Here is a 12,038-nt window from a genome sequence, read left to right as displayed (position 1 = left end):
CCGGCAGAGAGCCCCTTCATTCGCCGCCGCGGACTCCGCGCCCCGTCAGCCGGTCGCGATCATGCGGCGCATCCAGCGCCAGTGAAGGTCCCACGGGCACGATGCGGGTCGGGTTGATCGTCGGATGGCTGTAATAGTAGTGGCGCTTGATATGGTCGAAGTCGACCGTGTCCCGAATGCCCGGCCACTGGTAGAGCTCCCGCAGGTAATTCGACAGATTCGGAAAATCCGCGATGCGCTGCCGGTTGCACTTGAAGTGGCCATGGTAGACCGCATCGAAGCGAACCAGCGTGGTGAACAGCCGGATGTCGGCTTCCGTCAGCCACTCGCCCGCCAGGTAGCGCTGCCCGGCGAGACGCGACTCCAATCGATCGAGGCAGTCGAACAACGCCGCGAAGTGCTTTTCGTAGACGCCCTGCTCGGTGGCGAAGCCAGCCTTGTAGACACCGTTGTTGACGTGGTCGTAGACATCGGCATTGACGGCATCGATGACATCGCGCAGATCGTTGGGATAGAAATCCAGGCGATTGCCGGTCAGGCCGTCGAACGCCGTATTCAGCATCCGCACGATCTCCGCGGACTCGTTGTTGACGATCCGCCGCTCTTGCCGATCCCACAACGCCGGAACCGTCACCCGCCCCGTATAGTTCGAGTCGGGCAAGGTATAGAGCTGATGATGGTAGTCGACATGATTGACGCTATCGCCGCTGGACCCTTCATCGACTCGATAGGACCAGCCCTGATCCAGCATCAGAGGACTGGTGTGGGAGACACCGACCAGCGCCTCCAATCCCTTGAGCTTGCGCATGATCAGGGCGCGATGTGCCCACGGACACGCCAGCGACACGTAGATGTGGTAACGCCCGGCCTCCGCCGCCAGCCCTCGTTGGCCATCCGGGCCGGATGCGCCGGTCGGCGTGATCCAATCGCGCAGCTTGGCGGACTCGCGAACGAACTCCCCGCCATGGCTTTCGGTGTCGTACCAGCGATCCTGCCATTTTCCGTCGACCAGCAATCCCATGACGCTCTCCTGTTGATTCGGTGTCCCAAGACATGCCGAGAGCAGCATAGATCCCGGCCGTTGAAGATCCAGCGCAATAACTCGGCCCAGTCATTCGTCTACATCGATGAATGGGGTACCGAAGGCAACGATTCGCGGGGACAGGTGGCCGCCACGCTCGCCATCAGCTCGTCAGCCAGGGCGCGCGTGGCTGGACCGGCACCATCGATATCCCGGTAGATCATCTGGAGCGATACCCGCCTCACGCCACCCGCCCGCAGCGGCAGCGCCTTCAGCCGGCCCTGCTGCAACGCCATGTGGATGCGTGGCTCGGGCACCCAGGCAAACCCCAACCCGCGCTCTAGCATGTCGATAGTGGTAGACAGATGGCTCAGCGTCCATCGCTGCTCGGCCTTCAACCAACCGGCATCCAGTCGATGGCGGACAGCGGAGTCCCGCGTCACCAGTTGCCGATATCGCTCCAGATCCCGCAGATCCAGCTCGCGCTGCAATCGGTGCAGTGGATGCTCCGGATGGGCGACCGCGATGAAAGCCACGTCGACGACCGGCTGTCCCAGGAAACCCTGAGCGTCGATTGCCGAGATGGCGAGATCCGCCCGCCCCTCGTACAACATCTCTACAGCGCCGTTAAGAACGGTTTCGTGCAATTGGACGCGAACGTGGGGAAAAGCCTCCGAGAACCGAGTCAATGTCTCCGCCAGGGGATCCGTCGGGAATATCTGATCCACGGCCAGGGAAATTTCCGCCTCCAGCCCGCCCGCGAGACGCTCGGCAACGTCTTCCAGCGAGGCCGCGTTCTCGATCAGTTGTCGCGCCCGCCTCAGTAGCAGCCGGCCGGCTTCGGTGAGCACGACCTGGCGGCCCTTTGGCTCGAACAGCACCACGCCCAGCTGTTCCTCGATCTTGTGAATCGCGTGATTGAGCGTCGAGGGACTTCGATGAACGACATCGGCCGCCTTGGCAAATCCACCATGATCGGCTACCGCCGCCAGCATCTGCCACTGTAGCAACGTCACTTTTGGCATGACTTCTCCCCGTTGGCTCGCACATCCAGTGTCCGAGGAATGATCTCCACACCTGGGCTCTCTACATTTCCACATTTGCCATTCGTGTGAGAAATCGCCGTTCACCCTCCGACTTTTCCCGCGCCAATTCGTCGTGAGAATCGACGCCACTGATGCAATCTTATCGGCCAATAAAAGCAGTACAAAAGTTTTACGATAAAATATTTTCCAATAAAACAAGACTTTTAACGGCACCATATCGGTGCAACAACGTGCACCATCACCTTACACAAGCTTACGCTCGAGGTCTTGACACGACCTCCGGAGACTCACGGTGCCGATGCCTCTATCGTCCACGCCACGGGGCCCCGGATACTGTACTTAAATACAGACTAGGCAATTAATACTACCTTGGGGTATTGTTCCCCGGCCTTTATTTAAATTTGTCATCCTTTTTTACCCGGGCCTTCATCTTCATGTTGCGAATATTCCATTCGCTGCCCCGCACGCACAAAGTATTATTGCTGCCGGTCGCCGCCATGGTCACCGTGCTGGGTACGCAAAAGATTATCGGCGTTTTCGGTGAGACCGAAGATGCACAAAAGCAGCTTCCTCTGGCGACGACGACCACGATTTCCCAGTCGATCGTCAATTCCGCGGCGCAAAAAGAGGCGGGCTCCGCTGCCTTCTCTCTTGGTGATCTGTCGAAAGAGATTCCGCTGGCGCAACTCAAGCCTTTGGAGGTAATGCGCCTCGATCTGGTATCCGAAGCGCACGCCGACGACACGCCCCAGCAGCCAGCCCAGGCGATCTCTCCGATCATCAAACCGACGGTCGAACCCAGCGTCAAGAAGCTGGCGGCTCAACTCCCTGTAGGTGATGCCTACTCGGCGACCGACGAAGACGATGACAGCATTGGAGGCACCTCTTACGAGGATTGGTCCTTCGACAATTCCCTCGACCCATCCGGCAATACGGAGTTGGGCGACGAGATCGCCTCCCGCGAGACCTACGTTCCGGAATGGCAGAGCTACACCATCCAGAATGGCGACTCCTTCGCACTCACCGCCGAGCGGACGCTGGGCCTGGCGTACAGCGACGTCATGCAGATCCTCAACACGGTGCCGGACAAGAAGGTCCTCACGCGCTGGCGGGTCGGCCACAGTTTCGACTACAAGCTCGACGAGCATGGCCAGTTGCTGGCGTTACGGGTCATGAAAGACCCCCGCGAGGGCTACCTGATCCAGCGTGACGACGAGACGGCCGACTTCGCCTACTCGCCGATCGAGAAGACCGGCGAAGCCGCCCAACGGATGTTCAGCGGCACGGTCAACGGCTCTTTCGCACTCTCGGCTCAGTCGACGGGGCTATCCAGCGCCGAAGTGTCGGAACTGACCAGCGTGCTTTCGAAGAAACTCGACTTCCGTCGTAACGCCCGTGCGGGCGACCAGTTCCGGGTCTTGGTCGAGTCCGACATGATCGACGGCCACTCCATGGACTCCAAGGTGCTGGCCGCCGAGTACGAAGGGCAGCGCATGAATCTGACGGTAGTCCGCAACAGCGCTGATGATCACTTCTACACCCCGGATGGCAACAGTCTCGACCCCGCGTTCGACCGTTACCCTTTCCAGGGTCACTATCGCATCAGCTCACCGTTCAACTTGCGCCGTCATCACCCGGTCACGGGCCGCATCAGTCCGCACAAAGGCACCGACTTCGCCATGCGCACGGGTACGCCCATCGACGCCCCGGCGGATGGCATCGTCGAACGGGTGGTCAATCACCCGATCGCGGGTCGCTATGTCGTGATTCGCCATGACAACGGCTACGTGACCCGTTATCTGCACCTCAGCAAGGCACTGGTCAAGCCCGGCGAACACGTCAAGATGGGTGAAAAGATCGCGCTCTCGGGCAGCACCGGTCGAGTCACGGGCCCCCACCTGCACTATGAGGTACTCGTGAACAACCACCAGGTCGATGCCATGCGCGTGAAGCTGCCGGAGGCCCAGAGCCTCCGAGGCGATGCCCTGGCTGCCTTCAAGCGCGAATCGGAAAACCTGCTGGCGAAGCTGGATCAGAGCGGCGACAACGAACCGGCAATCGCCCAGGTCTCCGTCAAGAAGAACGACGACGGCGACGATAACATCTAGTCTACGTCATCGTCGTTCAAGGCCCCGCCATGGCGGGGCTTTTTTGTGGCCGCAATTCCCGTAACGATCGCCGGACCGAGATGGCCGACACCGCCTCGGTGAAAGCCGCAACCGCCTTTTGCACCCGACGCCTAAAATTGGGGGTAGCGCTTTTGATCACATCAGGCCATTCTGGTGGTGACTTCATCCGTCAGAGAGGTAAAGCCGACACAGTCTTTACAGCCAAGCGATAGTGGCACTGGCGGAGTGAATCGGAGCGACACCGTTCTGTCACCGCACTCTGTCAGGGTCGAGTAGCCTTGAACTCACAGGAGTGCTTTTGCCGATGGTGCGAATCGACAAGAAAGCGAACAGGCTCTACGTACTGGACACCAATGTCCTGATCCACGACCCAGCAGCCCTTTATCACTTCGAGGAGCACGATGTCGTCATCCCCATGACGGTGCTCGAGGAACTGGACAAACACAAGAATGGCATGCGCGAGATCGCGCGCACGGCAAGACAGATCAGCCGGACCCTCTCCGACCTCACCGCCCACGTCACACCGGAAGAAATTCAGCAAGGCATTCCCATCCCGCGCGTCACCGGTGGTCCCGCCGGCCGCCTGCGCTTTCTGTGCTATCAGGATCTGGCGCCGCTGGAGACACTGGAAAACTCCCCCGACAACCGCATCCTGGCCGAGACCTGCCGGCTACGCGACGAAAGACCCGATGCCTCCGTCACGCTGGTGACCAAGGACATCAACCTGCGGGTCAAGGCCACGGCACTGAACGTACCGGTCGAGGACTACCTCAACGACAAGGCGTTCGATGACCTCGACGCCATGATCGAGGGGGCCAAGGTCTACGCCGATGCCGGCCGCGACGGGCGCAGCCTATGGGAATCGCTGGACGTCGAGGTCATGGTCGAACGCACCGATGGCCACACGCTCTACCACCTGGAAGGCAGCATTCCCGAAGATTGGCACGTGGGCATGCTGGTATCGGACAGCGACAACGGCGCCGAATTCGAGGCCATCGTCCGCAGCCATGGTCCGCGCAAGGCCAGCCTGCAACTGCTGACCAACTACCGCCATCACGGCGGCGTCTGGGGTGTAAATGCCCACGACAGCCGCCAGAACTTCGCCCTCAACCTGCTGATGGATCCGACCATCGACTTTCTCACCCTGGCGGGCAGTGCCGGCACCGGCAAGACCTTCATGACGCTGGCCGCCGCCCTGCAGCAGACGCTGGATGGCAAGCAGTTCGAACGCATCGTCTTTACCCGGGCGCCGATCCCGATGGGAGAAGACATCGGCTTCCTGCCGGGCACCGAGGAAGAGAAAATGTCGCCGTGGATGGGCGCCTTCCACGACAACATGGATAACCTGCTGCGCGATGAGCGCGAGGGCTCCTCGAGCTGGAACGATGGCGCGACCCGCCAGCTGATCGGCTCCCGCGTACAGATCCGCTCTCCTACCTTCATGCGCGGGCGAACGCTCAACGATACCTTCCTGATCATCGACGAGGCCCAAAACTTCACGCCCAAGCAGCTCAAGTCATTGGTGACGCGCGCTGGACGCAATACCAAGATCGTCTGTCTGGGCAACGTGGGCCAGATCGACACGCCCTACCTGACGGCCAACACCTGCGGCATGGCAGCGGTCGTGGAACGCTTCCGCGACTGGCCCCATGCCGGCCATATCACGCTGAGAAGCGTCGAGCGCTCCCGACTCGCCCTGGCGGCAGAGGAGCTGCTGTAGCGCTCTTTCGCCCCTCGTCCCACCAACGCAAAACACCCCGGCCATGGCCGGGGTGTCGTCGTCTAGACACGGACGAACTGCTATCGATCGTCGTCAGTGGACGGCTTCTTGTTGTTCATCACGTCCTCGATCAGTTGCTCGGACTCGCTGCGCGGGGTCTCCGCCATGATGCGCTCGGCCTCTTCCCAGGCACAGACTTCCGTGTTGCAGGAGGTGCAGTAGACCAGGTCATCCGCGGATTTGGCCTGAGAGACCTTCATCATGTGGTTGCCGCAGTTGGGGCAACCCTTGGGCATACGAAACTCTACGGAGAAGTCTGACACGGCATCACTCCTTGTCGGCCGTTGAAGGTCTGCCTCCAGTGTAGTCGAGTTGCGGCGTATTGCGGCGACATCTCCCGCTTTCGGACCTGGATCGCCTCGGGCGTCAGCGCCGCCAGACGACACAGAGGTTGTTCGCCGGCAATTCGTGAACGGCTTCGCGCTGCAGGCCGCTGTCCCCAGCCAACCTCTCCACCGCTTCAAGATCGCGAAGCCCCCAGCGTGGGTCACGCGCCCGCAGATCGTCATCGAACGCCGCATTACTGGGCGCAGTATGCTCGCCATGACGCCGAAAAGGGCCGTAGACGACCAGCACGCCGCCCGCAGGAAGCTGGCGCCCTGCTGCAGCGAACAGCGCCTCGCTGGCCGCCCAGGGCGAGATATGCAGCAGGTTGATACAGACCATGGCCGCTAGATCCGGCAACACCGGCCAGTGCCCGGTGACGTCCAGGTGAACCGGCGCCGCCAGGTTATCCAGCGCCTCGCTCTCCCGCCAGGCAGCGATCGAGGCCAGCGCGGTCTCGCTGGAATCCGTCGGCTGCCAGCAAAGGGGCGCCAGGTGACGGGCAAAATAGACCGCATGCTCGCCACTGCCGCTGGCGATCTCCAGTACCCGCCCCTCGCCCGGCAGTGTCGAGCGCAGTACCGCGAGAATCGGCTCGCGATTGCGTCGGGCGGCAGGGCTGGAGAGACGCCGGTCGTTTTCCCCCTGATCCAGACTATCCATGCTGTTCATGACGCCCCCGTCTATTGAAATGTCGCGGCCAACCACTCGGCGATGTCGCGCGCCTGCTCGGGACACAGGCTATGCCCCATCTCGTAGGTGCGGTAGTTGACCGGGTAACCCAGAGACTCGACCTTCTCGGCGCCCTCGCGTCCCAGGGATTCGGGCACGACCGGATCGGCCGAGCCATGGTGCACTTCGATGGGCAGGCGGCGATTGGCCTCTGCCAGATCGATGCTGTCGGCGGTGGCGAAGTAGGTCGACAGCGCCAGTAACCCGGCCAGCGGTCGGGCGCAGGAAAGCGCCGCCTCGTAGGCCACCGCGCCCCCCTGCGAGAAGCCGGCGATCACGATTCGCCGGCTGTCGATCCCGTCGGCGACCTGGTCCTCGACCAGCCCGTGGACCCGCTCGGCGGAAGCCCGCAACTGCTCGACATCGACCCGGCGGCCGAGATTCATCTCGAGAATGTCGTACCATGCCGACATCGTCATTCCCCCGTTGACCGTTACCGGCAGTTGCGGGGCATGGGGCAGCACGAAACGCACGGCCAGCGACTCCGGCAACGCCAGCGCCGGCACCAGCGGCTCGAAGTCATGACCATCGGCCCCCAACCCATGAAGCAGGATGACACAGGCATCGGCCTTTTTTCCGTTCGATGGTTCAATGATCAACTCGCGCGCAGCTGTCATGTTGGATCGTCCTCGTCGCCTGGTTGGCCCGGTTAGGGTTCGAAATTCTGACCACTCAGTTTAACGTGCCATCCAAAACCTTGCGCGCTGCGTAGGTTGATGAACGGATTCGCTTCACGCCCACCCGACGAACGCAGGTCAAAGCCATGCCGACTCCGAATCGCCCGACCCGACTCAAGGACGAGCCATGACGTTCTCTCTTCCCCAGGCGCCTCGCTGGCACCTGGTGCTGGCCCTCTCGTTGCTCAACATCCTGCTGCTGACACCGGAACTCCCTTGGGCAGGGTTTCCACCGCGACACTGGATCGCGCTCGAGGTACCGCTCATCGTCGGTCTGCTCGCCCTGCTGCCCCCCTCGCGCTGGCGGCGCTGGCTATCCGGACTGGTCGTCCTGTTCGCGCTGGCGATCGTCTTCGGTGCCGCCGGCGACGCCCTGACACAGACCATGCAGGGTCGATCGCTGAATCTCTATACCGACATCAAGCTGATCCCCATCCTGATCGAGCTGATCGTCACCAATCTCGGCCTGCCACTGGCCGTCGCAGGCTTGTCGGCCGCCGGCCTCGTTGCATTCGCCACCGGCCTCTTGCTGGCACGCCTGCTGCGCGGTTTCCACGCCCGCAATACGCCACGCGCGCTGGCGCTACTGCTGATCCTGACGGGCGGTATCGGCCTGGCGGTCGTCAATGCCGTATCCATGGGCAACGCTCCGGCCGGAATTGCCAGGCTCGGCCATCCCGCCGCCAGCTTCGTCATGTTCGAATGGCAGCGAGCCCAGGAGACACGCCAGGCGATGGCGACGTTCGGACGCCAGTTGTACGACGACGGCCACGCCTATGCGACGCCCGACGGCCAGGCGCTTCTCGGCTTGGCCAACACCGATGTCATTCTGGGCTTCATCGAGTCCTACGGCGTCGCAGCCATCGAGCGCGAGCCGTTCAACACCGAGCTTCGCCCACGCCTGGAGACGATAGAGCATCAACTCGGCGCCGCCGGCCTGTCGGTCGTCACCGGGCGCGTCACCGCCGCCACGCTCGGCGGCCAGTCCTGGCTCAATCACGCCACTTTCGCCAGCGGCCTGCCGGTCACGTCTCAACTGCGGTTCGAGCTGATGATCAACAGCCCCCACTCGACCCTGATCGACGATTTCAAGGCGACCGGGCACACCACCATCGCCATCATGCCTGGCATCACCCGGGATTGGCCCGAAGGTGGCCTCTACGGCTACGACGAAATCCACACTGCCGAGAGCATGGGCTATCAAGGCCCCTCGATGGGCTGGGCCAGCATGCCGGACCAGTTCACCTGGCAGCGGGTCGAGGATTATGCGCTGTCACGCCACCAAGGGCCGAGCTTTACCGAACTGGCGACGCTATCCAGCCACGCCCCGTGGTCGCCGGTCATCGACGTGATCGAGGATTGGTCCACGGTCGGCGACGGCCGGGTTTTCGATCGCTGGAAAGGCGCAGGCGATGACTACGCCTCGCTGTGGCAGGACACCGAGGCGATGCGCCGGAACTACGCTCCGGCCATCGACTACTCGCTGCAGGCCGCCGCTGGCTTCGCCCGGCGCTACCTGGGCGGGAACCTGCCCGGCGGCGATCGTGCCCTGATGATGATCCTCGGCGACCACCAGGCCGCACCGGCCATCATCGGCAGCAATCCCGGCAAGGATGTGCCGCTGCATGTGATCAGCGACGATCCGGCGCTGCTAAGGGGATTCCTCGATAACGGCTTTCGGCCCGGCATGTTCCCGCCCGGGCCGGAAGCCGCGATTCCCATGGCGGGAATGCGGGATCTACTGCATCGGATCTACGGCGATGTCACTCCTGGTGAGACGTCGCCGACTTCAGGTTCCGGCTCTTGATCAGACTGGCGACGGTGGTGACCACCAGGGTGCCGAGAATGATCGACATGGAGAGCCAGATCGGGATTTCCGGCACCAGATGCAGCGGCTGGCCATCGTTGATGAACGGCAGGCTGTTGGTATGCATCGCCTCGATGATCAGCTTGACGCCGATGAAGGCCAGGATGAACGACAATCCCAGGCTGAGATAGACCAGCCGGGTCAGCAGGCCGCCGAGCAGGAAGTAGAGCTGGAGCAGTCCCAGCAGGGCAAAGGCGTTGGTGGTGAAGACGATATAGGGCTCCTTGGTCAGCCCGTAGATCGCCGGAATCGAGTCCAGTGCAAACAGCACATCGGTCATTCCCAGCGCCACCACCACCATGAACAGCGGGGTCACCAGACGCTTGCCGTTCTTGACCGTCAGTAGGCGATCGCGGTCGAACTCGTCGGTGGCCGGTAGACGCTGCTGGATCCAGCGCACGATGGCATTGGGTTCGTACTCCTCGTTCTCGTCATGGCCGCCCGCACCCTCACGCACCAGCTGTATCGCCGTGTAGAGCAGGAAAAAGCCGAAAAGATAGAAAACCCAGCTGAACTGCGCGATGGCAGCGGCACCGACCGCGATGAAGATGCCGCGCAGGATCAGCGCAATCACGATGCCGATCAACAGCGCCTTCTGCTGGTAGGCGCGCGGTACCGCGAACTTGGACATGATGATCAGGAAGACGAACAGGTTATCGACCGACAGACTCTTCTCGGTGATGAAACCCGCAAAATACTCGGCGCCATGCTGCGCGCCCCAGACCCACCATAGACCGCCACCGAAGATTATCGCCAGCGCGATGAAGAAGACCGACCACCAGGCCGCTTCCTTGAAGGTGGGATCGTGAGGCTTACGCACATGGGCGTAAAAATCGAAGATGAAGAGTGCGGCGATGCCGGCGACAGTCGCCAGCCAGACCCAGACGGGTACGTGCATAGAGGAACCTCCGGTAGACGGTGAACGTCACCGAAAGTCTCTCCCGCTGCCTGCGGCTACGTAAGCGGCCGTGGCAACCGATGATTCCGGGGCAATGTGGCCCGTGCTGACGAAATCATCGACCGGCGGCGCCTGACGCGCCGGCGGCGGAATACTCCCCTTCCGTGCTGAGCGCATTGTGTCTGCAAGCAGCGGACGACACAAGTCCGTCGACGTCGATTCCTGTCGAAAACCGCGTCAAGCTCAGGGGGTAGACGAAGTACTGTCGGACGAGCGTTCGTACTGAAGCGTTCCCTTCATCAGCTCCGCCCGTGATGGCGCTTTTTCGGGATCGCCGTCGTCCACGTCGTCACCGGATCGCGTCTCTTCGCCACTCATCTCATACTGCGCGGAGGCACCCTGGTTCTGGCCCTCCTGGGTGTCGGCTTGCATCTCCGGGCTTCGATGGGCGTCATCGGATGGCGGTGAATCATCAGATTGCGCCATGGCGACGCCGCTAGAACCGACGCCGCCAACGACACATAGGATGGCGAGACGACCCGCCAGTGAAGATAGCCGCATGACTGACTCCTTCCGTCGAATGATGACACTCCCCGGTGGTAGCGGGGAAGCTTCCCGCTTCCTCGCGCCTATGGGTATAGAAGGTATCGCGCGACACGGCAAACGGGCGGCCGGATCACCCCGTCAGTACCACGGTTCTTCCGGCGTGCAGGAAGACGCGCTTTTGCAGGTGATAGCGCACCGCCCGCGCCAGGGTCAGACACTCGATGTCGCGTCCGCGCGCCACCAGATCCTCGGGGTAGTGGGCATGGTCGACCGCCTCGACACCCTGGGCGATGATCGGCCCCTCGTCGAGATCGTCGTTGATGTAGTGGGCGGTGGCACCGACCAGCTTCACGCCCTTCTCGTAGGCCTGATGGTAGGGCTTGGCCCCCTTGAAGCCGGGCAGCAGCGAGTGGTGGATATTGATCGCGCGACCGGCGAAGTGGTGGCACAGTTCGGGCGACAACACCTGCATGTAGCGCGCCAGGATCACCAGTTCCGCCCCGCTCTCCTCCACTACCCGGCGCACCTCGGCCTCCTGCTCCGCCTTGGTCTCCGGGGTGATCGGCAGATGGTGATAGGGCAACCCGTGCCACGCCGCCAGCGGCTCCAGATCCGGATGGTTGGAGACGATGGCGCGCACGTCGATCGCCAGTTGCCCGGTCCGATAGCGATAGAGCAGATCGTTGAGGCAATGGTCGGTCTTGGAGACCATGATCACCACCGGCAGACGGTAGCCCGGCGGAGTCAGCTCGAACTGCATGTCGAAGGCCGATGCCCGCGCGGTGAACTGCTCGCGGAAGTCGTCGCCATCGAAATCGGCCTGCTCCGGCAGGAAGGCCGCGCGGATGAAGAACTGCCCGCCACGGTAGTCGTCGAAGGAGTGCAGCTCGGTGATATAGCAGCCCTGCTCCTTGAGGAAGCGGGTCACCACGTCCACCGTACCCAGACGACTGGGGCACTGGGCGGACAGAATCCAGCTGTTGTTCTCAGAATGCATGTTGGCTCCAGCCAGGCCTGG

At 62.3% G+C, this 12,038-nt stretch carries 11 protein-coding genes; 3 read left to right on the top strand and 8 right to left on the bottom strand.

What is annotated here, in order from left to right:
* Window positions 1-16: 16 nt before the first annotated feature.
* Complete coding sequence (locus tag DOM56_RS08860; RefSeq protein WP_110708423.1) at window positions 17-1,021, bottom strand: glutathione S-transferase family protein; 1,005 nt, start codon at window positions 1,019-1,021, stop codon at window positions 17-19.
* 98 nt (window positions 1,022-1,119) lie between these two features.
* Window positions 1,120-2,046 (bottom strand): LysR family transcriptional regulator, encoded by a 927-nt coding sequence (locus DOM56_RS08855; RefSeq protein WP_110708422.1) that lies wholly within the window; start codon window positions 2,044-2,046, stop codon window positions 1,120-1,122.
* A 455-nt stretch (window positions 2,047-2,501) separates the two neighbouring features.
* Here DOM56_RS08855 and DOM56_RS08850 point away from each other — a divergent pair, with 455 nt between their 5' ends.
* The gene (locus DOM56_RS08850; RefSeq protein ID WP_110708421.1) at window positions 2,502-4,175 is read left to right on the top strand and encodes a peptidoglycan DD-metalloendopeptidase family protein; all 1,674 of its coding nucleotides are present in this window, start codon (window positions 2,502-2,504) and stop codon (window positions 4,173-4,175) included.
* Between the two features lie 325 nt (window positions 4,176-4,500).
* Entirely contained in the window at window positions 4,501-5,916 is a 1,416-nt protein-coding gene (locus DOM56_RS08845) for a PhoH family protein (RefSeq protein ID WP_110708420.1), read from the top strand.
* 80 nt (window positions 5,917-5,996) lie between these two features.
* On the opposite strand, the gene DOM56_RS08840 is transcribed toward DOM56_RS08845, so the two are convergent.
* The 3 genes from DOM56_RS08840 to DOM56_RS08830 all read right to left on the bottom strand — a co-directional run bounded on the left by DOM56_RS08840 (window position 5,997) and on the right by DOM56_RS08830 (window position 7,649).
* The gene (locus DOM56_RS08840; RefSeq protein ID WP_110708419.1) at window positions 5,997-6,239 is read right to left on the bottom strand and encodes a hypothetical protein; all 243 of its coding nucleotides are present in this window, start codon (window positions 6,237-6,239) and stop codon (window positions 5,997-5,999) included.
* A 103-nt stretch (window positions 6,240-6,342) separates the two neighbouring features.
* Complete coding sequence (locus DOM56_RS08835; RefSeq protein WP_110708418.1) at window positions 6,343-6,972, bottom strand: DUF938 domain-containing protein; 630 nt, start codon at window positions 6,970-6,972, stop codon at window positions 6,343-6,345.
* Window positions 6,973-6,983: 11 nt separating this feature from the next.
* Window positions 6,984-7,649: an alpha/beta fold hydrolase gene (locus DOM56_RS08830; protein WP_110708417.1), complete on the bottom strand. Its 666-nt coding sequence runs from the start codon at window positions 7,647-7,649 to the stop codon at window positions 6,984-6,986.
* A gap of 187 nt (window positions 7,650-7,836) precedes the next feature.
* On the opposite strand from DOM56_RS08830, the gene DOM56_RS08825 reads away from it, so the two are divergent.
* Window positions 7,837-9,516 carry a sulfatase gene (locus DOM56_RS08825; RefSeq protein ID WP_110708416.1) on the top strand — a complete coding sequence of 560 codons (1,680 nt, stop codon included), beginning with the start codon at window positions 7,837-7,839 and terminating at the stop codon, window positions 9,514-9,516.
* Here the strand turns inward: DOM56_RS08825 and DOM56_RS08820 are convergent.
* The 3 genes from DOM56_RS08820 to purU form a co-directional block, all read right to left on the bottom strand.
* On the bottom strand, window positions 9,473-10,474 hold the full coding sequence (locus DOM56_RS08820; RefSeq protein ID WP_110598389.1) for a TerC family protein: 1,002 nt from the start codon (window positions 10,472-10,474) through the stop codon (window positions 9,473-9,475). The two genes, DOM56_RS08825 and DOM56_RS08820, sit on opposite strands and share 44 nt — an antisense overlap.
* A 243-nt stretch (window positions 10,475-10,717) precedes the next feature.
* The gene (locus DOM56_RS08815) at window positions 10,718-11,035 is read right to left on the bottom strand and encodes a hypothetical protein (RefSeq protein WP_110708415.1); all 318 of its coding nucleotides are present in this window, start codon (window positions 11,033-11,035) and stop codon (window positions 10,718-10,720) included.
* Between the two features lie 115 nt (window positions 11,036-11,150).
* Window positions 11,151-12,017: a formyltetrahydrofolate deformylase gene (gene purU, locus DOM56_RS08810; protein WP_110708414.1), complete on the bottom strand. Its 867-nt coding sequence runs from the start codon at window positions 12,015-12,017 to the stop codon at window positions 11,151-11,153.
* Window positions 12,018-12,038 lie beyond the last annotated feature (21 nt).

The sequence above is a fragment of the Salinicola sp. CR57 genome (assembly GCF_003206585.1).
Taxonomy (GTDB): domain Bacteria; phylum Pseudomonadota; class Gammaproteobacteria; order Pseudomonadales; family Halomonadaceae; genus Salinicola; species Salinicola lusitanus.
Note: the sequence above shows the minus strand (reverse complement) of the source record. Positions and strands in the feature narration are given on the sequence as shown.

Bases quoted from the DNA above. Each gene is read 5' to 3' on its own strand.
- DOM56_RS08855 (WP_110708422.1), bottom strand. From the start codon at position 2,046: ATGCCAAAAGTGACGTTGCTACAGTGGCAGATGCTGGCGGCGGTAGCC.
- DOM56_RS08850 (WP_110708421.1), top strand. From the start codon at position 2,502: ATGTTGCGAATATTCCATTCGCTGCCCCGCACGCACAAAGTATTATTG.
- DOM56_RS08860 (WP_110708423.1), bottom strand. From the start codon at position 1,021: ATGGGATTGCTGGTCGACGGAAAATGGCAGGATCGCTGGTACGACACC.
- DOM56_RS08815 (WP_110708415.1), bottom strand. From the start codon at position 11,035: ATGCGGCTATCTTCACTGGCGGGTCGTCTCGCCATCCTATGTGTCGTT.
- DOM56_RS08825 (WP_110708416.1), top strand. From the start codon at position 7,837: ATGACGTTCTCTCTTCCCCAGGCGCCTCGCTGGCACCTGGTGCTGGCC.
- DOM56_RS08830 (WP_110708417.1), bottom strand. From the start codon at position 7,649: ATGACAGCTGCGCGCGAGTTGATCATTGAACCATCGAACGGAAAAAAG.
- DOM56_RS08835 (WP_110708418.1), bottom strand. From the start codon at position 6,972: ATGAACAGCATGGATAGTCTGGATCAGGGGGAAAACGACCGGCGTCTC.
- purU (WP_110708414.1), bottom strand. From the start codon at position 12,017: ATGCATTCTGAGAACAACAGCTGGATTCTGTCCGCCCAGTGCCCCAGT.
- DOM56_RS08845 (WP_110708420.1), top strand. From the start codon at position 4,501: ATGGTGCGAATCGACAAGAAAGCGAACAGGCTCTACGTACTGGACACC.
- DOM56_RS08820 (WP_110598389.1), bottom strand. From the start codon at position 10,474: ATGCACGTACCCGTCTGGGTCTGGCTGGCGACTGTCGCCGGCATCGCC.